Here is a 21,232-nt window from a genome sequence, read left to right on the forward strand (position 1 = left end):
CGCCGGTGCGAGCATCGGGGAGGGGACCCCGCTTGCGGGGAGGGGCGCCCCGCTCTGCGAGCAGCGGCGCGACCCGGAGCCCGCCCCACGAGCCGAAAGCGACTAGGACCGAGCAGCCCGCCGCGCCTCCCACCCCGTGCGCACCATCTCGTCGACCGTGTACCGCATGGTCCAGTCGAGGTCACGGGCGGCGAGCTCACCGGTCGCGACGATGCGGTCGGGATCTCCGGGGCGCCGGGGTCCGATCTCGGGGATGAAGTCGATGCCGGTGACGCGGGCGACGGCATCCATGATCTGCTTCACGCTGAGCCCGTCGCCGGAGCCGAGGTTGTAGGCCGCCTCGATCGGGCGGCCGTCGGCGAGGCGCTGCGCGGCGGCGACGTGCGCCGCGGCGATGTCGCCGACGTGCACGTAGTCGCGCACGTTCGTGCCGTCCGCGGTGTCGTAGTCGTCGCCGAAGATCTTCGGGGTCTTCCCCGCGAGCAGCGCCTCGAACACGATCGGGAAGAGGTTGTGCGGGCTGACGTCGTAGACGGTCGGGTCGGCCGAGCCCACCACGTTGAAGTACCGCAGCGAGGTGTGGCGCAGCGGCCGGGCGGAGTCCGCCGTGGCGATCGCCTGGTCGCGCAGCAGCCACTCGCCGATGAGCTTCGACTCTCCGTACGGGCTGGCCGGCTTCTTCGCGGTGTCTTCCACGACGAGCGGGACGTCGGGGGTGCCGAACACCGCGGCCGAGGAGGAGAACACGATGTTCGCGACCCCGGCGGCCTCCATCGCCTCGAGGATGATCCGGGTGCCCTCGACGTTCTGCGCGTAGGTATGCAGCGGGCGCTGCACCGAGACGCCGGCGTACTTGTAGCCTGCGACGTGGATCACGCCGTCCGCGTGGTGATCGCGCAGCGTCTTCTCGACGAGCGCGCGGTCCAGGATGCTGCCCTGCACGAACGGCACGCCCTCGGGCACGAACGACGGGACGCCGCTGGACAGGTCGTCGAGCACGACCGGGGTGAGGCCGGCATCCGCGAGGGCCCGCACGACGTGAGCACCGATGTAGCCGGCGCCGCCGGTGACGATCCAGGACATTGCTTTCCTCTCCTGCCGCGGCGTCGTCGCGGCCCGTGGATCATTCTGTCAGGCGTCGCGGTGCGCGCCGGCGGAGGGGGCGACGGTGAACAGCAGGGGAGCGGCGAAGCCGGATGCCGCGAACGCCGCGTCGACGGCATCCGATACGGCGTCGACGGCATCCTGCTCGAGGAGGGCGATCGCGGCACCGCCGAAGCCGCCACCGGTCATGCGCGCGCCGAGGGCTCCGGCGGAGAGCGCGGTGTCGACCGCGGTGTCGAGCTCGGGGGTCGAGATCTCGAAGTCGTCGCGCATCGACACGTGGGAGGCGACGAGCAGATCCCCGATCGCACGCACACCCTCCTCGCGGAGCAGCCGCACCGTGTCGAGCACACGCTGGTTCTCGGTGACGATGTGGCGCACGCGACGGAAGGTCACATCGTCCATCAGCTCCTCGGCGTGCGGCAGATCGGCGATCGACACATCGCGCAGTGCCGGCACGCCCAGGAGAGAGGCGCCCAGCTCACAGGATGCTCGGCGCTCGCGGTAACCGCCCGTCGAATGCGCGTGCTTCACGCGGGTGTCGATCACGAGGATCGCGAGTCCGGCCGCGGCGATGCCGAGGGGCACGAGCCGGGTCTCCAGCGAGCGGCAGTCGAGGAAGATCGCGGTGTCGGGCTCGCCGAGCATCGACGCCATCTGGTCCATGATCCCCGTGGGAGCGCCGACCGCTTCGTTCTCGGCGCGTCGGCCGACGCCGGCGAGGGCGGTGCGATCGAGGTCGGTGCCCCACAGGTCGTTCAGGGCGGATGCCGTCGCGCCTTCGATCGCGGCGGAGGAGGAGAGACCGGCCCCCACCGGCACGTCGGAGGCGATCGCGATGTCGAGCGCCTCGAACGGGCCGGATCCGGATGCCGCCCGGCGCAGCGCCCACGCGACCCCGAGCGGGTAGGCGGCCCAGTCCGGGACGGCCGGAGGCGTGCCGGGTGCGGTGGGGAAGAGACCGTCGAGTTCGTCGAGGCCCACTTCGACCGGCGCGTCGGCGAACGTCGAGCCGACCATGACCCGGCCGCGGGCGTCAGCGCGGAGCCCGACCGCGGCGACCGTGCGCTGCGGGATGGCGAACGGCAGCACGAAGCCGTCGTTGTAGTCGGTGTGTTCGCCGATGAGGTTGACGCGTCCCGGTGCCGACCAGAGCCCGTCGGGCTGGCGTCCGGTGAGGGAGGTGAACAGCTCTCGGGCGTCGCGGGCGGCGGTCATGCGGACGCTCCTGCGTCGGACCGGTCCTGCGAGGCGCGCTCGATCGCTTCGCGCAGGCGCGCGGCCCCCACCTCCGGCGGCACCTCGGCGGCCCACGCCCCCATCGCGGCCTCCGACCCGGCGAGGAACTTCAGCTTGTCGGCGGCCCGGCGCGGGCTCGTCAGCTGCAGGTGCAGGCGCACGGTGTCGCGTCCGACGTGCACGGGAGCCTGGTGCCAGGCGGCGATGTACGGGGTCGGGGTCTCGTACATCGCGTCGACACCGCGGAGCAGACGCCGGTACAGCGGGGCGAGCTCGTCGCGCTCGGCATCCGTCGTCTCGGCGAAGTCGGGCACGTGGCGGTGCGGCATCAGGTGCACCTCGAGAGGCCACCGTGCGGCGAAGGGCACGAACGCGGTCCAGTGCTCGCCGCGGAACACCACCCGCTCCGAGGCCTGCTCGGACTCGAGGATCCGTTGGAACAGGTCGGGTGCGGTCCGCTCGATCGACTCCCGCACACGGGCGGTGCGCGGCGTCACGTACGGGTACGCGTAGATCTGCCCGTGCGGGTGGGGCAGTGTCACCCCGATCGCCTCGCCGCGGTTCTCGAACGGGAAGATCTGCTCGATGCCCGGCAGCGTCGAGATCACGGCGGTCCGGTCGGCCCAGGCCTCGATGACCGTGCGGGCCCGGGTGACGGACTGCGTGCCGAACGAGCCTGCGTGCTCGGGGCTGAAGCAGACGACCTCGCAGCGGCCGACCGCGGTGCGGGTGCGGCCGAGCCCGAGGTCGGCGAGGTCGTCGAGCCCGCGTGGGGCGTCCGGCGCCTGCGGGGCGGTGCCGACCGCCTCGGCGAGCGCGGGGCCGAAGGCGGGCGACCGGTTCTCGAACACCGCGACGTCGTAGCGCGACGGAACCTCCGACGGGTTGCCCGGAGTCTGCGGGGCCAGCGGGTCGGCGTCCGCGTCGGGCATCATGACGCGGTTCTGCCGGTTGGCGGCGACGGTGATCCAGTCGCCGGTGAGCACGTCGAGGCGCATGGTCGCGGTGTCGGGGCGAGGGTCGAGGACGCGGGCGTCGATCGAACGTGCGGCTCCGAGCGCGGTGCCGGGGTCGTCGTAGTAGATCAGGTCGCGCCCGTCGGCGAGGGTGGTGGCGCGTTTGACCACGCCGGCTCCGAGCGTCTCGGTGCGCAGCTCAGGAAGACCGTCCGTGTTCACGTAAACATGGTAGGCGCAGCGCCGTGATAACGTCAACACTGCGGAGTTGTGAACCGAGTCGCGGGGCAGGTTGCGCCGCAGATCCGGACGGAGGCGCGGTGGTCGAGAGCAGAGACGACCAGGTCGCAGGAGGCGGGCCCGTTCGGCCGCGCGCGTCATCCGGGCGCGTCTCGATGGCCATGGTCGCCACTCGCGCCGGAGTCTCCGGACAGACCGTGTCGCGCGTCGTCAACGGCAGTCCGCGCGTCGACCCCGCCACCCGTGCCCGCGTCGAGGGGGCGATGGCCGAACTCGGCTACCGTCCGCATCGTGCCGCCCGTGCTCTGCGCACCGGCCGCTCGCAGACCATCGGCCTCGTGGTCACCACACTCGCCACGGTCGGCAACTCCCGGATGCTGCAGGCCACGGCCGAGGCGGCGGCGGAACGCGGATACGCCCTCACCCTCGTCACCGCGGCCGATGGCGTCGCCGAGGCGTTCGAGCGCCTTGTCGAACAGGAGGTCGACGGCGCGATCGTCCTGAACGAGGCGTCGGCGCTCGTGTCGGGTGCCCGGCCACCTGCGGGGCTGCGTCTCGTCGTGGTCGACGCGCCCACGGATGCCGGCTTCAGCTCGGTGCACAGCGACCACCGGGGTGGCGCGGCCGAGGCCACGGCCCGACTTCTGGCGCTCGGCCACGACACGGTCCACCACCTCGCCGGCCCCGCCGAGTCCTTCGCGGCGGCGGAACGGGAGCGGGGATGGCGGGAGACGCTCGTCGCCGCGGGCATCCGTGCGCCCGCCGTCGTCCGCGGCGATTGGAGCTCGGACTCCGGGTTCGCGGCGGGGGCGGGCCTGGCCGCGGCATCCGCGGTGTTCTGCGCCAACGACCAGATGGCGCTCGGGCTGCTCCGCGCGTTCTCCGAGTCCGGCCGCCGCGTGCCGGAGGATGTCGGCGTCATCGGCTTCGACGACGTTCCGGATGCCGCGAACTACCGCCCGCCGCTGACCACGGTCCGTCAGGACTTCGAGGCTCTCGCCCACCGCGCGGTCGAGGTGCTGGTGGCGGAGATCGAAGGATCTTCGAGGTCTGCGCGATCCTCCGTGATCCCGACGTCCCTGGTCGAACGCGCCAGCGCCGCCGCGGGCTGAGCCGCCGCGGGCTGAGCGGCCGCGGCCTCCTTCCTTCTCCGGCACGACTACCCGATCCGGTACGGCCGCACGACCGATCCGACGACTCCCGCGCCCGTCCGTGTCCTGCTCGGGCAGGGGTTCCCGGCTTCCCGATACCGCCGGTTGCGCTCTGCCGGTGTCTCATGTCATGATCTCGGAAAGCGTTTTCCCGATTCCGAGGATCTCCGGGACGAGAAGGCGCGAACGACCTCCGCGAGAGAAACGGAACACGATGGCACAGGCGAACACCCGCGAGATCGGGATCATCATGAACGGCGTCACGGGACGCATGGGCTACCGGCAGCATCTGGTGCGCTCGATCCTCGCGATCCGCGACGAGGGGGGCATCGAGCTCCCCGACGGCTCGCGCATCACGGTCAAGCCCCTGCTCGTCGGCCGCAACGAGGCCACCCTCGCCGAGCTCGCGGCGAAGCACGACATCGCGGACTGGACGACCGACCTCGACGCAGCCCTCGCCGACCCGCAGTGGGAGATCTACGCCGACTTCCTGGTGACCAAGGCACGCGCCTCCGCGATCCGCAAGGCCATCGCCGCAGGGAAGGCGATCTACACCGAGAAGCCCACGGCCGAGTCCCTCGAGGAGGCGCTCGAGCTCGCGCGGCTCGCCCGCACCGCCGGTGTCAAGACCGGCGTCGTGCACGACAAGCTCTACCTGCCGGGCCTGCAGAAGCTCAAGCGCCTGATCGACTCCGGCTTCTTCGGACGCATCCTCTCGGTGCGCGGCGAGTTCGGCTACTGGGTGTTCGAGGGCGACTGGCAGCCGGCGCAGCGCCCGAGCTGGAACTACCGCACGGAAGACGGCGGCGGCATCATCACCGATATGTTCCCGCACTGGAACTACGTGCTCGAGAACCTCTTCGGCGAGGTCAAGAGCGTCTACGCGCAGGCCGCCGTGCACATCGCTGATCGCTGGGACGAGAAGGGCGAGCGCTACACCGCCACCGCCGAGGATGCGGCGTACGGCATCTTCGAGATCGAGGGCGGCGTGATCGCCGAGATCAACTCCTCGTGGACCGTGCGCGTGAACCGCGACGAGCTCGTCGAGTTCCAGGTCGACGGCACGCACGGCTCGGCCGTGGTCGGCCTGTTCGGCGCGAAGATCCAGCCGCGCAACGCGACGCCCAAGCCGGTGTGGAACCCCGACCTGGAAGACACCCGCGACTACGACGCGGACTGGCAGAAGGTGCCGACCAACGACGTGTTCCTCAACGGCTTCCGCCAGCAGTGGGAGGAGTACCTGGTCTCCTACGTCGAGGGCACCGACTACCCGTTCGACCTGCTCGCGGGCGCTCGCGGCGTGCAGTTCGCCGAGGCCGGTCTGACCTCCAGCGCCGAGGGCCGCAAGATCGCCCTGTCGGCGCTGAGCCTGGACTGACGGGATGAGCACCCTTCGACTCCTGGCCGCCGACGGAGCGGCGACGGACGCGGCTCTGAACGAGGGCGGCTCCTATGCGCGGCCGGCATCCGCGCTGCGCAGCCGGGTCGCCTACGCGGCCGCGCACGTCGTGCCGAAGACGTACGCCGACAACACCCCGGGGCAGCCCGCCGACATCGACTGGGATGCCACGCTCGCGTTCCGCCGGAACGTGTACTCGTGGGGACTCGGCGTCGCCGATGCCATGGACACCGCGCAGCGGAACATGGGGCTGGATGCCGCGGCCACCCGCGAGCTGATCGCCCGCAGTGCCGAGGTCGCCCGCGAGGAGGGCGGATCGGTCGTGGTCGGAGTCAACACCGACCACGTCGCCGAGACGCACATCTCGCTCGATCAGGTGATCGCCGCCTATACCGAGCAGCTGCACTTCGCCGAGGAGCAGGGGGCCGGCCCCGTGCTGATGGCCTCGCGGCACCTGGCCCGTGCGGCGACGGATGCCGCGGACTACCGCCGCGTCTACCGCGAGGTGCTGTCGCGGGCGACCGTGCCCGTGGTGCTGCACTGGCTGGGCACGGCCTTCGACCCTGAGCTCGCCGGCTACTTCGGCGCGGAGGACTGGCAGACGGCATCCGAGGTCCTCCTGCAGGTCATCGAAGAGAACCCGGGCACGGTCGCGGGCGTGAAGATGAGCCTGCTGAACGCGGAGTCCGAGATCTCGGTGCGCGAACGGCTCCCCGAGAGTGTGCACATGTTCACCGGCGACGATTTCAACTACGTGAGCCTGATCGGCGGTGACACCGTCGGCGACGGCGCGGGGCATTCGGACGCACTGCTGGGGGCGTTCGCCGCGATCACCCCGGTCGCGTCGGCGGCGATCCAGGCGCTGGATGCCGGCGACGCGGAGGCCTACCTGCGCATCCTCGGTCCGACCGAGGAGCTCAGCCGTCAGGTGTTCGCCGCGCCCACCTTCTATTACAAGACGGGCGTCGCGTTCCTCGCCTGGCTGAACGGCCACCAGCCCGCATTCCAGATGGTGGGCGGGCTGCACTCCGCGCGCAGCCTGCCGCACCTGAGTCGGATCGTCGAGCTGGCGAACGCGTCGCTCGCGCTCGAGCAGCCCGACCTCGCCCGCGAACGATGGCACGGGATGCTGCGCCTGAACGGGGTGGACGCATGACCGCCGTCGATCCGCGTCTGTCGATCAACCAGGCGACCATCAAGCACGCCGACCTGGCCACGGCGCTGCGAGTCACCGCCGATGCCGGCATCCAGGCCATCGGCCTCTGGCGGGAGCCCGTGAACGAGGTCGGCCTCGACACCGCCGCACGGATGCTCGCCGACTCGGGCCTGCGCTTCTCTACCCACTGCCGCGGCGGGTTCTTCACGCTCCCGGCAGGGTCGGAGCGGGATGCCGCCCTCGACGACAACCGCCGGGCCATCGAGGAGACCGCGACGCTCGCCGCCGCCGGTGCCGAGGGCTCCACCGCGGTGCTGGTGCTCGTCGCCGGCGGCCTGCCCGCGGGGTCACGCGACCTGATCGGGGCGCGCGAGCGCGTGCGCGATGCGATCGGCGTGCTGGTTCCCGAGGCGAAAGCGGCCGGAGTCACACTCGCGATCGAACCGCTGCATCCGATGTACGCGTCCGACCGGGCCGTCGTCTCGACGCTCGGCCAGGCGTTGGACATCGCCGCCGACTTCGAGCCCGAGGTCGTCGGCGCGGCGGTCGACACGTTCCACATCTGGTGGGATCCGCAGGTGCTCGACCAGATCGCGCGGGCCGGTCGAGAGGGTCGCATCGCCACCTATCAGGTGTGCGACTGGAAGACGCCGCTCGCCGCCGACGTGCTGCTCTCGCGGCACTACACCGGCGACGGGGTCATCGACTTCGGCTCGCTCACCCGTGCCGTCGTCGCGACCGGCTACGACCGCGACATCGAGGTCGAGATCTTCAACGCCGACATCTGGGCGGATGCTCCCGACCGGGTCGTGCGCCGCACCGCGGAGACCTTCGCCGCCGCGGTCTCCCCGCACCTCGGCTGAGAGTGCGTCACACTTGTCGGAAGCAGGAACGGATGCAGGCCCCCAACGCGACTTCTGATCCGGCATCCGCGAATCGGCCGTGCATCCGTGCCTGCGGAGCGGCCCGGAGGATGACACCATGACCCGAATCCGTCCAGGACTCTGCTCGGTGACCTTCCGCGAACTCGCGCCGGAGCAGATCATCGCGCTCGCCGCGGATGCCGGGCTCGAGGCCATCGAGTGGGGCGGCGACGTGCATGTGCCGCCGGGCGACGTGGTCCGCGCCGCCGAGGTGGCCCGTGCCACCGCCGACGCCGGGCTCGCGGTCGCCTCGTACGGCTCGTACTTCCGGGCGGGGGCGGACGAGCCTCTCACGCCCGTGCTCGACGCGGCGCAGGCGCTCGGAGCGGACCGGGTGCGCGTCTGGGCCGGCCGCACCGGCTCGGATGCGGCGACCGAGGCCGACGGAGCCGCCGTGGTCGCACGGCTCCAGGCCGCGGCATCCGAGGCCGAGGCGCGGGGGATCGGACTCGCCCTCGAGTTCCACTCCGGCACCCTCGCCGACACGGCCCCGGCCACCCTGCGGCTCCTCGCGGCGGTGGGGAGCCCCGCCCTCTCGACGTACTGGCAGCCGACCGTCGCGGCCTCGGTCGAGACCGCGCTCGCGGAGTACCGGCTGCTCGCGCCGCACACGAGTGCAGTGCACGTCTTCTCCTGGTGGCCGGAGCGGGATCGGCTGCCGCTGCGGGCGCGCGATGCGCTGTGGACGAGGTTCGCCGCAGCGGCGCGAGCGGAGGCGAGCCCACCGCGCGATGCGCTGCTGGAGTTCGTGCCGGGAGACGACCCCGCGCTGCTGGCGGGAGAGGCCGCCGCACTGCGCGAGTACCTCGGGGCGCCTGCGTGATGATGACCCGGGAAGTAGGCTCTGGGGCATGACCAAGCCCGCATCGTCCGCGGAGCGGCCATCCGCCTCGCGCGCCCGTCGTCACCCGCGGGGGGCAGCGCCCACGTTGCACGATGTCGCTCGCGAGGCCGGCGTATCCCTGGCCACCGCTTCGCGGGTGCTGAACGGCTCCGAGCGCAAGGTCGCCGAGTCGTTCCGCGAGCGGGTGGAGTCCGCGGCCGCCGAGCTCGGCTACACCGCCAACGTCTCGGCGCAGTCCACCGCCCGCGGCACCTCCCCGGTCATCGCACTTCTCGTCGCCGACATCGCCGACCCGTACTTCGGCCTGATCGCGTCGGGCGTCGCCCGCGGTGCCGACGAGCACGGGCTGGTCGTGACGATCGCGATCACGGAACGCGACCCGGAACGCGAGTCCCGCATCGTGCGTGCGCTCCGCGGCCAGCGCCCGCGCGGGCTGATCCTCGCGGCCTCCCGCACGCAGGAGCCGCGGGAGGCGGAGACCGCGCACGATCTCGCCGAGTTCGCCCGTCTCGGCGGACGGGTCGTCGCCTTCGGGCCGGACGGCGACGCGGAGCGCCGCATCGAGATCGACAATCGTGCCGCCGCTGAAGACCTCGGCCGGCGGATGGCGGGGCTCGGGTACCGTTCCGCCCTCGCGCTCGCCGCCGCGGAGGGCGTGCGCACCTCGGATGATCGCCTGGCCGGGTTCCGTGCCGGATTCGAGGCAGCCGGAGGCGTCGTCGCCGGCGTGCGGCGAGGCGACTTCCGACGCGAATCCGGAGCAGCGGACATGACGGAGGCCCTCGCCGACGGCGTGCCGGCGGGCACCCTCGTCTTCGCGATCAGCGATGTGGTGGCGATCGGCGCGATGTCCGCGATCCGCGATGCCGGGCGTGATGTGGGTGCCGACATCGCGGTGTGCGGCTTCGACGACGTGCCGGCGAGCAGCGATGTGACGCCGGCGCTGACGACCGTCCGCGTGCCGTTGAGCGAGGTCGGCTATCAGGCCTTCCGTGCGACGGTCGACGCCGACTGGGAGCAGCCTCCTCTTCCGCTCGAGGTCGTCGTGCGTGCGAGCACTCCCGGGATCACGGCGTGACCCGGGTCGTTCTGGCCCCGGACAGCTTCAAGGGAACGATCACGGCGGCGGATGCCGCGGCGGCGCTCGCCCACGGCTGGGCCGCGGTGGACCCCGACGCCGAGTTCGTCCTTCGCCCCATGGCGGATGGGGGAGAGGGCACGGTCGCGGCCTTCGAGGCGGCGGTGCCGGGTGCCCGACGGATGCCGGTGGCGGTCGAGGGGCCGGCGGGCGCGGTCGTCGGATCCTTCTGGCTGCTGCTGCCTCCGACGGAGGACGCGCCGGAGGGGACCGCAGTCGTCGATCTCGGCTCGACCTCGGGCATCGAACTGCTGGATGAGCTGCGTCCGTGGGATGCCGACACCACGGGCCTCGGCCAGGCGATGGCTGCCGCACTCGACCACGGCGTCTCCCGGCTCGTGGTCGGCATCGGATCGAGTGCCTCCACCGATGGCGGCACCGGGATGCTCGCGGCGCTCGGCGCGCGGTTCCTCGATGCCGCAGGTGGTCCGGTCGCACCCGGCGCGCGCGGGCTGGCCGACATCGCCGCCGTCGACCTGACGGCGCTGCGTGCTGCCCCCGAGGTGCGCGTGCTCACCGACGTCACCAACCCGCTCATCGGGCCGCGCGGGGCCGCCGCGGTGTTCGGTCCGCAGAAGGGGCTGCGCGCCGCGGAGGACATCGCGCTCGTCGACGAGGGTCTGCGGCGTCTCGCCGACCTGCTGGGACTCGACGCCGCGCTTCCCGGCAGCGGTGCGGCCGGCGGCACCGGCGGTGCTCTCGTCGTCTGGGGCGGTGTGCTCGCACCGGGCGCCGCCGCGGTGGCGGAGCTCATCGGTCTGACCGACGCGATCGCCGACGCCGACGTGGTGATCACGGGAGAGGGGTCCTACGACGGGCAGTCCGGCGACGGCAAGGTGCCCTCGTTCCTCGCCTCGCTCGCCGCGGATGCCGGAGCGGGCGCGATGCTCGCCGCCGGGCGCATCGCCGACGACGCCGACATGACCCCGTTCGCCGCATCCGCTTCCCTCACCGCGCTCGCCGGATCAGCCGAGGCTGCGCTCGCCGAACCCGCACGCTGGTTGCGCGAGGCCGGTGCCGTCCTGGCTCGCGCCGCCGCATCCTGACGCGCGGCGCCGCGCTCGGAGTCAGTCCTCCAGCGCGGCCGACACCACGGCGCGGGCCTCGGCCTGCACCTCGGCCAGGTGCTCGGGGCCGCGCAGGCTCTCGGCGTAGAGCTTGTAGACGTCTTCCGTGCCGGACGGGCGCGCCGCGAACCAGGCGTGCTCGGTCTGCACCTTGAGACCGCCGATCGCCGCGCCGTTGCCCGGCGCGTGGGACAGCTTGGCGGTGATCTCCTCGCCCGCGATCGTCGTCGCCGTCACGGCCTCCGGCGCGAGCTTCGCGAGAGTGGCCTTCTGCGCGGGCGTCGCCGGCGCGTCGACGCGCTGATAGGCGGATGCTCCGAACGCCTGCTCGAGCTCGGCATAGCGCTCCGAGGGAGATTTGCCCGTCACGGCGATGATCTCCGCGGCGAGCAGGCAGAGCAGGATGCCGTCCTTGTCGGTCGACCACACGGAGCCGTCCTTGCGGAGGAAGGACGCTCCGGCGGATTCCTCGCCGCCGAAGGCGACCGAGCCGTCGAGCAGTCCCGGTACGAACCACTTGAACCCGACCGGGACCTCCAGCAGGCGCCGACCCAGCGACTCGGCGACGCGGTCGATGATCATCGAGGAGACCAGGGTCTTGCCGATCGCGGCATCCCGGGGCCAGTCCTCACGATGTGAGAACAGGTAGTCGATCGCCACGGCGAGGTAGTGGTTGGGGTTCATCAGGCCGGCGTCCGGGGTGACGATGCCGTGCCGGTCGGCGTCGGCGTCGTTGCCCGTGAGGATGTCGTAGGAGCCCTTCTTCGCGACCAGCGAGGCCATCGCCGACGGCGAGGACGGATCCATCCGGATCTTCTCGTCCCAGTCCAGCGTCATGAAGCGCCACGTCGGATCGACCTCGGGGTTGACGACGTCGAGGTCGAGGTCGTGCATCTCGGCGATCAGCGCCCAGTACTCGACGGACGCTCCGCCCAGGGGGTCGGCGCCGATGCGCACGCCCGCGTTGCGGATCGCATCGATGTCGATGATCGACGGGAGGTCGCGCACGTAGGCGTCGCGGAAGTCGTAGCCGGTGATCGCGTCCCAGTCGATGTCGGCGAAGCGCTCGAGCTCGACGCCCTCGAGTCCCGCGGCGATCAGGGCGTTCGCCCGGTCGGCGATCCAGCCGGTGGCATCGGTGTCGGCGGGTCCGCCGTGCGGCGGGTTGTACTTGAAGCCGCCGTCGCGCGGCGGGTTGTGCGAGGGGGTGACGACGATGCCGTCGGCTCGGCCGGGGTCGTCGGCCGCCCTCCCGCGGTTGTAGGTGAGGATCGCGTGGCTGAGCGCGGGCGTCGGCACCCACGAGTCGCGGGCGTCGACGCGCACGTCCACGCCGTTCGCGAGCAGCACCTCGATCGCGCTGCGCTCGGCGGGCAGCGACAGCGCGTGGGTGTCGCGGCCGAGGAACAGCGGACCGGTGATGCCCTGTGCGTCTCGGTAGTCGACGATCGCCTGCGTGGTGGCGAGGATGTGGTTCTCGTTGAAGCTGTTCGTCAGCGAGGAGCCACGGTGGCCGCTGGTGCCGAACACCACCCGCTCGGCGGGAACCTCCGGGTTCGGGGTGCGGTCGTAGTAGGCGGCGATCAGCTCGTCGACGTCGATCAGGTCACTTTCCTCCGCGGGGAGGCCGGCACGGCTGGTCATCTCTTCAGTCTGCCCCCTGATCGGCGTGACCGCATCCGGAAGTCACCCGAAGATCGGTCGGGTCGGCGAGGGCTAAGGTGAAACCCGTGACTGAACGCCGCACCTACAGCTATCTCGGCCCTGCCGGAACCTTCACGGAGGCGGCACTCGACCAGGTCGCCGAGGCCCGCGGACAGGAGTGGCGCCCCGTGCACAACGTGGGCGAGGCGCTCGCCGACGTCCTCGAGGGGCGCAGCGATGCAGCGATGATCGCGATCGAGAACTCGATCGAGGGCGGCGTCTCCACGACGCAGGACGCGCTGGCGACGCTGCCGGGGCTGCGCATCATCGGCGAGTACCTGGTGCGGGTGAACTTCGTGCTCGTCGCGCCGCGCGGCACGACGCTCGACCAGGTCGAGGTGATCGCGGCGCATCCGGTCGCCTACGCGCAGTGCCACGGATGGCTCGGCGTGCACCTGCCGTCGCACTCGCACGTCCCCGCGTCGAGCAATGTGGCCTCCGCGATCGGGGTGCTCGACGGCACGCTCCCCGCGCAGGCGGCCATCGCGGCTCCGGGCATCGTGAACCACTACGACGTCGAGGTGCTCGCCGAGGGCATCGGCGACAACTCCCAGGCCGTGACCCGCTTCGTGCTGGTCACGCGCACGACGCCCTCTCCCGAGCCGACCGGTGCCGACAAGACGTCACTGATCGTCGAGCTCCCGCACGACCATCCGGGGTCGCTCCTCGAGATGCTCGAGCAGTTCTCCACCCGCGGCATCAACCTGTCGCTCATCGAGTCCCGGCCGATCGGCGACGAACTCGGTCGCTACCGCTTCGTGATCGACGCCGACGGGCACATCGAGCACGAGCGGATGGCCGACGCGCTGCTCGGCATCCGCCGGTTCAGCCCGCGCGTGGTCTTCCTCGGGTCGTACCCGCGCGCTGATCGGCAGATCGTGCAATATCCCGACCGCTACTCCGACGATGTGTTCGTCGAGGCGCGCGACTGGCTGCGCGGCATCCTCTCCGGCGAGCCGGAAGCGTGACGTCACCCGTCCGGTCGCCCAGCACGACCGGACGGATGCCGTGGCTCAGTGCTCCTGGAATCGTGGCCAGTCGCTGCCCGGTGCCATGTGGGAATGCAGAGCGCCCTTCGCCGAGGCGAGGCTCGGGTAGGTGCCGGTCGAGGCGTCTGACCCGACCATCGTGACCGTGTACCCGTCTTCGTCGTGGCGGATGCTGCCGACCACTCCGTTCGGGCCGTATGCCACCCAGAGGGCGAGGGTCTTGGTGGTGCTCATGATCGAACTCCTTCCGCTGCCGGTGACCCGTGCGTCCGCCGGTGCGGTTGCGCACCGGACGGCCACACTGATCGTGACGCTACGCCTGTGCCTTCCGGAATACCAGGGCTTGACAGGGCGAGGGAAAGAGCGCGGCGTCAGCCCCCGAGAGCGGCGGCGATCAGCTCGAGGGTCTGTGCGCGACCGGGGGACGCGTCCTTCGGCTCGCCCTCGTACGATGCGGCGACCGGTGACAGCATGACCTCGTCGACGCCGTGGCGCTCGGCGAAGGCGCGGATCTCGGCGGCCACGCTCTCGCCGGTGCCGACGAACCACCGCGCGCGGGCGGCCTGCACGACCTCGTCGGTCGCGGCATCCGTCGCGGCGGAGGCGGCCTCCTCCACGGTCTCGAGTGCGAGGAGCGGCTGGTTCAGACGCAGGCGCGCCATCATCCGCAGCTGCGGGAGGGCGCGGGCCTCCGCCTCCTCCTGCGTGGGCGCGGCGACCGCGTTCACGGTGAGGAACGTGCGCGGCTCGGGGTGCTCCTCGCTCGGACGGTAGCCGGTGCGGTACAGGTCGAGCGCGCGCTCGAGCCCCTGTCCGGAGAAGTGGTTGGCGAAGACGTAGGGCAGCCCCTGTGAGGCGGCGAGCTGCGCCGAGTAGTCGCTCGATCCGAGCAGCCACACCTCTGGTGACCCGGTGGCTGCCGGCGTCGCGCGCACCGTGTACTCGCCGCCCGAGGTGAAGCGCACGGTCGCGCCGTCGCCGGAGAGCAGCGCCGCGATGTCCTGCACGTGCCGGGGGAACTGCTCGACGTCGCTCGTGGTGCCCGAGCCCCGGAGCAGCTGGGTGATGACCGGATCGCTGCCCGGCGCGCGACCGAGGCCCAGGTCGATGCGTCCCGGCGCGATCGCCTCGAGGGCGGCGAACTGCTCCGCGACGATGAGCGGCGCGTGGTTGGGCAGCATCACGCCGCCGGAGCCCAGCCGCAGACGGTTCGTGCGCGTCGCGGCCGCCGCGATCAGCACCGGGGGAGTGGTGGACGCCACCGCGGGCATGTTGTGGTGCTCGGCGAACCAGTAACGGCGGTAGCCGAGGCGGTCGGCGGTCTCGGCGAGCGACAGGGAGGAGGCGACGGCCTCGGCGCTGGTCTGGCCGGTGCGCACCGGGACGAGGTCGAGGACGGAGAGAGCTGTATCGGGCATCCTTCATCCCAACGCGCGCCGGCACGCCACCATTCCCCCGCTACCGTGGTGGGCATGGAAGCAGGCATCTTCTACGTCCTCGTCGGGTCTGTCGCCGTCGCCGCGTTCGCGCGCTGGCGGGGATGGCCCGCGCCGCTGCTCGTGACGGTCGTGGCGCTCGCCGCCTCCTTCCTCCCGTTCGTGCCCGACCTCGACATCGACGGGCACGTGCTCCTGAGTCTCGTGCTGCCGCCGCTGCTGTACTCGGCCGCGCTCGACGTGTCCTTCGTGGGGTTCAAGCGCAGCCTCCCGCAGATCCGACGGCTCGGGATCTGGCTGGTGCTGCTCACGGCGGTCGCCGTCGGCTTCGTCGCGTGGTGGATCCTGCCGTCGCTCACGCTTCCCGGCGCCCTGCTGCTCGGCGCGATCGTGGCCCCGCCCGACGCGGTCTCGGCTGCCGCGATCGGCCGTCGACTCGGACTGCCGCGGCGCATCATGACCGTGCTCTCGGGCGAGAGCCTGATCAACGACGCGACCTCGCTCACGCTGTACCGGGTGTTCGCATCGTTGACGATCGCGGGCGCGACCGTCTCGATCTGGGACGGCATCTGGCAGTTCCTCGTGGCAGTCGGTGTCGGTGTGGTCGTCGGCCTGGTGTTCGGCATCGTCCTGCACCAGCTGCGCATGCGCATCAGTGATCCGGTCGTGATCGGCACGTTCGGGCTGCTCGCGCCGTTCGGCGCCTACGCGATCGCCGAGCACCTGCTCGGATCGGGGGTCCTCGCGGTCGTCGCGATGGGGCTCTACGTCGGATACAACTCGCCGCGCACCGACTACACCACGCGCCAGCAGGAGAAGCCGCTCTGGCTCTCGGCCGACCTGCTGCTGGAGAGCTTCGTGTTCGCGTACATCGGGCTGCAGTTCCCGCGCGTGCTCAGCGATCTCGGCAGCGAGTCCGTCGGGCAGATCCTGCTGCTCTCCGGCGCGGTGCTGCTCGTGGTGCTGATCGTGCGACCGCTCTACATCTACCCGACGAGTGCGTGGTCGAACTTCCAGGATCGCAAGAGGCTGGAGCGGTGGGATCGAGGTGTCGAGTCGGGGGAGTTCGAGAAGCGGCATCGCAAGTCCCGTCGCTGGGAGAAGTACACGGCGGACGAACTGCGCAGCCACATCGTGCGCGAGCAGATGGCGGGACTCAAGCTCACCTGGAAGGACAGCGCCGTCATCTCGTGGGCCGGGATGCGCGGGGTGGTCACCCTCGCGATCGCGGTGGCCGCCGCCGACCTCGCCACGCTCGACACCGAGGCGTCGCACGCCATCGTCGTGGTGGCCTTCATCGTCACCGTCGGCACGCTGCTGATCCAGGGGCTGACCCTGCCCTTGCTGATCCGCAGCCTGGGCATCGCCCGCGACGTCGACGAGCAGGAGGACGAAGAGGCGCTCGCGGACATCCGGGCGAAGAGCCGTGAGGCCGGGAAGGCCTTCCTCGCCGAGAAGCGCGTCGAGTGGGAGGCGAAGTACGGCGAAGTCGACCTCGGTGTCTTCGATGCGTTCACGAGGCGCATGACGCGGGTCGAGAAGGACACCGACGAGGCGCAGAAGGTGGAGGACGCCGCGAGCCGGCCGTCGTACGAAGACCTCGTCGCCCTGTCGAAGGGGTGGCTGCAGGTGCGCCGCGAGATCCTGCTCGCCGAGCGCGACGCCGGCAACCTCGACGAGGAGGTCATGCGCGAGCTGATCGCCGCGATGGATGCCGAGGAGCTCGCGCTCGATACCCGCGGTGCCACGCGTCAGCCCGGCCGCGCCTAGTATCCGACGCCGACCCACCCCGTTACGACCGAGCGGGCCCCCTGCGTACGCACGCAGGGGGCCCGCTCGGCCGTAAAAGGGGTGGATCGACCCGGTGGAAGTGCGGGTCAGCGCGCGCCGACCGGCTCCTTGTCGGAGGTGGGACCGGCCTCCGGTGCGTCCTCGTCGTCGCCGGAGTCGTCGGCGAAGGGCAGACCCTCGCGCGGCGCGTTGTAGAGCTCCTCGTTCAGGATGCCTTCGCGCTTGGCGACGATCGTCGGGATCAGCGCCTGGCCCGCGACGTTGACCGCCGTGCGGCCCATGTCGAGGATCGGGTCGATCGCGAGCAGCAGTCCGACACCCTCGAGCGGCAGGCCCAGGGTCGACAGCGTCAGCGTGAGCATGACGACGGCGCCGGTCGTGCCGGCGGTGGCGGCGGATCCGACGACCGACACGATCACGATCAGCAGGTACTGCACGAAGTTCAGCTCGATGCCGAAGAACTGCGCGACGAAGATCGCGGCGATGGCCGGGTAGATCGCGGCGCAGCCGTCCATCTTCGTGGTGGCGCCGAGCGGCACGGCGAAGGATGCATAGGAGCGCGGCACGCCGAGGTTGCGCTCGGTCACGCGTTCGGTGAGGGGCAGCGTGCCGATCGAAGAGCGGCTGACGAACGCCAGCTGCACGGCGGGCCACACACCCGAGAAGTACTGCTTGATCGACAGGCCGTGTGTGCGGACCAGGATCGGGTAGACGACGAACAGCACGAGCGCGAGGCCGATGTAGACGGCGGCGGCGAACCAGCCGAGCGAGGCGAGCTTCTCCCAGCCGTACTTGATCACGGCCGAGCCGATGAGGCCGAAGGTGCCGAGCGGGGCGATGCGGATGATCCACCACAGCACACGCTGGATGACCTTGAGCAGCGACTCGGTGAAGACGAGGAACGGCTCGGCCTTCTTGCCGGCCTTGAGGGCCGCGATGCCGACGACGGCCGCGACCACGATGACCTGAAGGATGTTGAAGCCGACGCTCGACGAGAACGTGCCGTCGGCTTCGCCCGGCGAGGTGCTGACGGTGAGGCCGAGGAAGTTCTGCGGGATGAGCCCCAGCAGGAAGTTCCACCAGGTGCCGACCGTGTACGGGTCGCCCGGCTCGAGTCCGGCGCCTGCGCGGTCGCCCGGACGGATCACGAGACCGAGACCGATGCCGATGACCACGGCGATGAAGGCGGTGATCGCGAACCACAGGATCGTCTGCCCGGCCAGGCGCGCGGCGTTCTGCACGCGCCGCAGATTCGAGATGCTCGCGACGATCGCCGTGAAGATCAGGGGGACGACCGCGGCGCGCAGCAGCGTCACGTACGAGTTGCCGATCGTGTCGAGGGTCGCGGACAGGCCGGTCGGATTCTCGGCGGTGGCGCCGAGCTGGCGGCCGATCAGACCGGCGGCGACGCCGAGGACGAGGGCTGCGAGGATCTGGAAGCCGAACGAGGTCAGCAGCTTCCGGACCGGTCCGCGGGTGTCTGGCGCCTTCTGGGCGCGTGCGGTGGTGCTCATTGAGGGGGACTCCAGAATCGCGGCGCGCCGAGTGCGCGCCATGAGGCTCAACGCTACGAGCGTCGTTTCATTCCGGGTCCGCGTATGACGAAGGATGACGGATGCCGCGGTGCCGGCGGAGGCGAGATCCCCGAATACACCCAGGTCATGTACGAGAGTCGTCAGGTCGTGATGTCGCGCATGTGGGCGGCGAGCACGAGCAGGTCGCCGACCTCGCAGTCGAGCGCCTCGCAGATCGCCCGCAACGTGGAGTAGCGGATGGCGCGCGCCCGGTCGTTCTTCAGCACCGACAGGTTCACGATGCTCACCCCCACCGCGGCGCTCAGCTCGGTCAGCGTCATCCCGCGGTCGGCGAGCAGCTCGTCCAGCCGGCAGTGGATGCCGGTGAACTCGTCGTCGCTCTCGGCAGGGCTCACACCAGGCCCTCCGTGTCCTTCTGCAGGCGCTCGGTCTCCCGCTGCAGACGCGCCCTGTCCTGTTCCAGGCGCGTCCCCTGACGGAAGACCGCGGCGAGCGCGACGAGGGCGAGCGCCGCTCCGAAGGGGAGAGGAGTGACGGTGAGCTGATACGCCGACGGATACCACTCGCTGTCCTTGGGGAACACCTCTCGCAGCCCGGTCGTGGCGGCGATGCCGCCGAGGAGGTCGGTAGCCACTCCGAGGATGAGCACGGCGACGGCACCGCCGATGAGGGCCCGCGTCACCGCCTGCGAGAACACCCGGCCGCGCAGTGTCTGGAAGCAGATGACCGCGAGGATCACGGCCGGCATCGTGGTCAGGGCGAGCGTGCCGAGCTGAGCCGCGGCCGCGAGCAGCCGGAGTCCGAGGGAGGCGTTCCCGATGGTGAACTCCGTGAGCGGCTCGCTGCCGCAGGTGAGCATGGTCGTCGCGCTGTCGCCGAACTCGGAGCACGGCAGGTTCGCCGGCCAGTCGATGGAGACGTATGTCTGTCCGTCGAGCTCGGCCCAGTCGACCGTGAAGGCCTTGATGATGTAGGTCACGGCGCTGAGGATCCCGAGCAGGATCCACCACCCGGAAAGCGTGAGTGCAGCGTCCAGCGCGACGGTGCGGCTGCCGCGGCGGCGGCTGTTCCACACGACGACCGCGACGATCAGCGTGATCACGACGAGCGCGATCCCGATGTTGAGCAGGGACGGCCAGAGCTCGTCCGATCCGAAGGAGAGCATCAGACGAGTCCCTCCGTCTCCTTCTCGAGCAGCGATTTCTCCTGCTGCAGTCGGATGCCGCGGCGGAAGGCGACCGCGACCAGGCCGACCGTCACCCCGGTGGCGAAGAACGGCGTGATCGTCCAGAAGTCGAGCAGGTGCGTGGGCTCGCCGTCGCCGAGGCCGAGCGCGGCGGTGACGCCGTTGCGTCCCATCGTCTCGAGCATCACGATCAGGATCGGTGCGCCCACGAGCGTCCATCCGATCGCGTTGAACGCCCGGACGTTCGCGCGGACGAAGAAGCGTCCGCGCAGGAAGTTCCAGGCGACCAGGGTCACGCCCGCGATGACCACGAGGGCCGCGAGCGCCCACAGTGCGATGGCGCCGATGATCGCGACGATCGTCACCGTGTCCACACCGCCGGCGATGATCATGGCCTCGTCGGCGAAACCGTCGATCGAGATGGCACCGGAGTCGGTCGTCGCCGAGATCGGCTGCTGGTCGATGGGGATCGTCCAGGCGATCCCCGTCTCACGGAAGGTGCTCGCGACGCGCAGGATCGTGGCGAACGCGACCGTGACCAGCGCCGCGGCGGCGTAGAGGATCACGGTGATGGCATCCGCGGTCTCGGACCGGGTGGGGGTGGCGGTCGTGGTCATCAGACGAGTCCTTCCGTGTCGCGCTGCAGGCGTCGGCCGACTTCGAACAGCGCCGCGACGAGCGCGAGCGCGAACGCCCAGCCCACGGGTGCGAGGTCGAATCGCACGAGGAGCGTCCACAGCACGTCCTCGACCTGCGGGTCCGCGGCCGCGAGGTCCTGCACGATCATGGCCCGGCCGACGCCGCCGGCGAACTGCCCGAGCAGCGAGCCGGCGATCATCAGGATCGCCGCGAGGGCGAACATCCAACCCAGCGAAGCGCGGAAGGGGCGCGAGCGGATGAGGGAGACGCCGAGCCACCAGACGCCGGCGCACAGCGCCACGGTCGCGAGAGCGGGGAGCGCGACTTCGAGGAACAGCATCCAGCGGGCGCCGGAGGGCATCGCCGGAACGGTGACGAGCGCGGAGTCGACCGTCGCCGCGCTCACGCCGGAGACGTCGTCCAGCGCTGTCAGCTCGACATCGTGCACGGGCATCGGCACGGTCGGTGTGGGACCGAACACCTCCGAAGCGGCCGACACGACCGCGACGATCGCACCGATCGCGACGCTGACCGCACCCGTCGCGATGAGTCCGAGGGATATCCCGTCCGCGAGCGAGGGGCGTCCTTCTCTGGTGAGCATCGCTGTCTCCTAGCGTTGATTGTTATCGACAGTCGTTAACATAACGACTGTCGATAACTCGGTCAACCCCCGGTATGCCCACGGCGAACACGGGCATACACGGCATCCGCGGTGGTTACTCTCGATGTACAGGC

At 71.0% G+C, this 21,232-nt stretch carries 20 protein-coding genes; 9 read left to right on the plus strand and 11 right to left on the minus strand.

The genetic code is table 11. The annotated features are described in order from the left end of the window. Positions 1-102: 102 nt before the first annotated feature. Genes galE through galT form a run of 3 tightly spaced genes read right to left on the minus strand, consistent with a single transcriptional unit; the run spans position 103 to position 3,521 of the window. Entirely contained in the window at positions 103-1,083 is a 981-nt protein-coding gene (gene galE / locus CQ045_RS11905; protein ID WP_105723937.1) for a UDP-glucose 4-epimerase GalE, read from the minus strand. Between the two features lie 48 nt (positions 1,084-1,131). After that, positions 1,132-2,322, minus strand: a complete 1,191-nt coding sequence (gene galK, locus CQ045_RS11910; protein WP_105723939.1) for a galactokinase — start codon at positions 2,320-2,322, stop codon at positions 1,132-1,134. Further along, the gene (gene galT, locus CQ045_RS11915; RefSeq protein ID WP_105723941.1) at positions 2,319-3,521 is read right to left on the minus strand and encodes a galactose-1-phosphate uridylyltransferase; all 1,203 of its coding nucleotides are present in this window, start codon (positions 3,519-3,521) and stop codon (positions 2,319-2,321) included. The genes galK and galT overlap by 4 nt, the downstream gene beginning before the upstream one ends. Positions 3,522-3,694: 173 nt before the next feature. Here galT and CQ045_RS11920 point away from each other — a divergent pair, with 173 nt between their 5' ends. The 7 genes from CQ045_RS11920 to CQ045_RS11950 all read left to right on the plus strand — a co-directional run bounded on the left by CQ045_RS11920 (position 3,695) and on the right by CQ045_RS11950 (position 11,196). Next, on the plus strand, positions 3,695-4,651 hold the full coding sequence (locus tag CQ045_RS11920) for a LacI family DNA-binding transcriptional regulator (protein WP_105724225.1): 957 nt from the start codon (positions 3,695-3,697) through the stop codon (positions 4,649-4,651). Between the two features lie 253 nt (positions 4,652-4,904). Next, complete coding sequence (locus CQ045_RS11925) at positions 4,905-6,068, plus strand: Gfo/Idh/MocA family protein (RefSeq protein ID WP_105723943.1); 1,164 nt, start codon at positions 4,905-4,907, stop codon at positions 6,066-6,068. A gap of 4 nt (positions 6,069-6,072) precedes the next feature. Then, complete coding sequence (locus CQ045_RS11930; protein WP_105723945.1) at positions 6,073-7,245, plus strand: dihydrodipicolinate synthase family protein; 1,173 nt, start codon at positions 6,073-6,075, stop codon at positions 7,243-7,245. Continuing rightward, positions 7,242-8,108 (plus strand): sugar phosphate isomerase/epimerase, encoded by an 867-nt coding sequence (locus CQ045_RS11935; RefSeq protein ID WP_105723947.1) that lies wholly within the window; start codon positions 7,242-7,244, stop codon positions 8,106-8,108. The genes CQ045_RS11930 and CQ045_RS11935 overlap by 4 nt, the downstream gene beginning before the upstream one ends. Positions 8,109-8,226: 118 nt before the next feature. Next, positions 8,227-8,991 (plus strand): sugar phosphate isomerase/epimerase, encoded by a 765-nt coding sequence (locus tag CQ045_RS11940; protein ID WP_105723949.1) that lies wholly within the window; start codon positions 8,227-8,229, stop codon positions 8,989-8,991. 28 nt (positions 8,992-9,019) lie between these two features. Further along, positions 9,020-10,090 (plus strand): LacI family DNA-binding transcriptional regulator, encoded by a 1,071-nt coding sequence (locus CQ045_RS11945; RefSeq protein WP_105723951.1) that lies wholly within the window; start codon positions 9,020-9,022, stop codon positions 10,088-10,090. Then, positions 10,087-11,196, plus strand: coding sequence for a glycerate kinase (locus CQ045_RS11950; RefSeq protein WP_105723953.1), 1,110 nt, complete (start codon positions 10,087-10,089; stop codon positions 11,194-11,196). The genes CQ045_RS11945 and CQ045_RS11950 overlap by 4 nt, the downstream gene beginning before the upstream one ends. A gap of 21 nt (positions 11,197-11,217) precedes the next feature. Here the strand turns inward: CQ045_RS11950 and pgm are convergent, their stop codons facing one another. After that, positions 11,218-12,861: a phosphoglucomutase (alpha-D-glucose-1,6-bisphosphate-dependent) gene (pgm, locus tag CQ045_RS11955; protein WP_105723955.1), complete on the minus strand. Its 1,644-nt coding sequence runs from the start codon at positions 12,859-12,861 to the stop codon at positions 11,218-11,220. Between the two features lie 77 nt (positions 12,862-12,938). Between pgm and pheA the strand changes: the two genes are divergently transcribed. Beyond that, positions 12,939-13,889: a prephenate dehydratase gene (pheA, locus tag CQ045_RS11960; protein WP_105723956.1), complete on the plus strand. Its 951-nt coding sequence runs from the start codon at positions 12,939-12,941 to the stop codon at positions 13,887-13,889. 45 nt (positions 13,890-13,934) lie between these two features. Here the strand turns inward: pheA and CQ045_RS11965 are convergent, their stop codons facing one another. After that, the gene (locus CQ045_RS11965) at positions 13,935-14,144 is read right to left on the minus strand and encodes a methyltransferase (RefSeq protein ID WP_105723958.1); all 210 of its coding nucleotides are present in this window, start codon (positions 14,142-14,144) and stop codon (positions 13,935-13,937) included. Between the two features lie 137 nt (positions 14,145-14,281). Then, the gene (locus CQ045_RS11970; RefSeq protein ID WP_105723960.1) at positions 14,282-15,328 is read right to left on the minus strand and encodes an LLM class flavin-dependent oxidoreductase; all 1,047 of its coding nucleotides are present in this window, start codon (positions 15,326-15,328) and stop codon (positions 14,282-14,284) included. Between the two features lie 54 nt (positions 15,329-15,382). Between CQ045_RS11970 and CQ045_RS11975 the strand changes: the two genes are divergently transcribed. Further along, a complete protein-coding gene (locus tag CQ045_RS11975; RefSeq protein ID WP_105723962.1) occupies positions 15,383-17,116 on the plus strand; it encodes a sodium:proton antiporter in 1,734 nt (577 codons plus the stop codon). A gap of 107 nt (positions 17,117-17,223) precedes the next feature. On the opposite strand, the gene CQ045_RS11980 is transcribed toward CQ045_RS11975, so the two are convergent. From CQ045_RS11980 to CQ045_RS12000, 5 genes are all read right to left on the minus strand, one after another. Next, on the minus strand, positions 17,224-18,651 hold the full coding sequence (locus tag CQ045_RS11980; RefSeq protein WP_181156546.1) for a dicarboxylate/amino acid:cation symporter: 1,428 nt from the start codon (positions 18,649-18,651) through the stop codon (positions 17,224-17,226). 161 nt (positions 18,652-18,812) lie between these two features. Then, on the minus strand, positions 18,813-19,067 hold the full coding sequence (locus tag CQ045_RS11985; protein ID WP_105723964.1) for a helix-turn-helix transcriptional regulator: 255 nt from the start codon (positions 19,065-19,067) through the stop codon (positions 18,813-18,815). After that, complete coding sequence (locus CQ045_RS11990; protein WP_105723966.1) at positions 19,064-19,837, minus strand: hypothetical protein; 774 nt, start codon at positions 19,835-19,837, stop codon at positions 19,064-19,066. Before CQ045_RS11990 ends, CQ045_RS11985 begins: the two co-directional genes overlap by 4 nt. Beyond that, positions 19,837-20,475: a hypothetical protein gene (locus CQ045_RS11995; RefSeq protein ID WP_105723969.1), complete on the minus strand. Its 639-nt coding sequence runs from the start codon at positions 20,473-20,475 to the stop codon at positions 19,837-19,839. Before CQ045_RS11995 ends, CQ045_RS11990 begins: the two co-directional genes overlap by 1 nt. Continuing rightward, a complete protein-coding gene (locus CQ045_RS12000; RefSeq protein WP_105723971.1) occupies positions 20,475-21,098 on the minus strand; it encodes a hypothetical protein in 624 nt (207 codons plus the stop codon). The genes CQ045_RS11995 and CQ045_RS12000 overlap by 1 nt, the downstream gene beginning before the upstream one ends. Positions 21,099-21,232 lie beyond the last annotated feature (134 nt).

This window comes from Microbacterium sp. MYb66 (assembly GCF_002979435.1).
Classification (GTDB): Bacteria; Actinomycetota; Actinomycetes; order Actinomycetales; family Microbacteriaceae; genus Microbacterium.

What these genes read in the sequence shown, in the direction of transcription:
- galE (WP_105723937.1), bottom strand. Translation starts at nt 1,083, where the DNA reads ATGTCCTGGATCGTCACCGGCGGCGCCGGCTACATCGGTGCTCACGTC.
- galK (WP_105723939.1), bottom strand. Translation starts at nt 2,322, where the DNA reads ATGACCGCCGCCCGCGACGCCCGAGAGCTGTTCACCTCCCTCACCGGA.
- CQ045_RS11920 (WP_105724225.1), top strand. Translation starts at nt 3,695, where the DNA reads ATGGCCATGGTCGCCACTCGCGCCGGAGTCTCCGGACAGACCGTGTCG.
- CQ045_RS11925 (WP_105723943.1), top strand. Translation starts at nt 4,905, where the DNA reads ATGGCACAGGCGAACACCCGCGAGATCGGGATCATCATGAACGGCGTC.
- CQ045_RS11930 (WP_105723945.1), top strand. Translation starts at nt 6,073, where the DNA reads ATGAGCACCCTTCGACTCCTGGCCGCCGACGGAGCGGCGACGGACGCG.
- CQ045_RS11935 (WP_105723947.1), top strand. Translation starts at nt 7,242, where the DNA reads ATGACCGCCGTCGATCCGCGTCTGTCGATCAACCAGGCGACCATCAAG.
- CQ045_RS11940 (WP_105723949.1), top strand. Translation starts at nt 8,227, where the DNA reads ATGACCCGAATCCGTCCAGGACTCTGCTCGGTGACCTTCCGCGAACTC.
- CQ045_RS11945 (WP_105723951.1), top strand. Translation starts at nt 9,020, where the DNA reads ATGACCAAGCCCGCATCGTCCGCGGAGCGGCCATCCGCCTCGCGCGCC.
- pgm (WP_105723955.1), bottom strand. Translation starts at nt 12,861, where the DNA reads ATGACCAGCCGTGCCGGCCTCCCCGCGGAGGAAAGTGACCTGATCGAC.
- CQ045_RS11965 (WP_105723958.1), bottom strand. Translation starts at nt 14,144, where the DNA reads ATGAGCACCACCAAGACCCTCGCCCTCTGGGTGGCATACGGCCCGAAC.
- CQ045_RS11970 (WP_105723960.1), bottom strand. Translation starts at nt 15,328, where the DNA reads ATGCCCGATACAGCTCTCTCCGTCCTCGACCTCGTCCCGGTGCGCACC.
- CQ045_RS11975 (WP_105723962.1), top strand. Translation starts at nt 15,383, where the DNA reads ATGGAAGCAGGCATCTTCTACGTCCTCGTCGGGTCTGTCGCCGTCGCC.
- CQ045_RS11980 (WP_181156546.1), bottom strand. Translation starts at nt 18,651, where the DNA reads ATGAGCACCACCGCACGCGCCCAGAAGGCGCCAGACACCCGCGGACCG.
- CQ045_RS11990 (WP_105723966.1), bottom strand. Translation starts at nt 19,837, where the DNA reads ATGCTCTCCTTCGGATCGGACGAGCTCTGGCCGTCCCTGCTCAACATC.
- CQ045_RS11995 (WP_105723969.1), bottom strand. Translation starts at nt 20,475, where the DNA reads ATGACCACGACCGCCACCCCCACCCGGTCCGAGACCGCGGATGCCATC.
- CQ045_RS12000 (WP_105723971.1), bottom strand. Translation starts at nt 21,098, where the DNA reads ATGCTCACCAGAGAAGGACGCCCCTCGCTCGCGGACGGGATATCCCTC.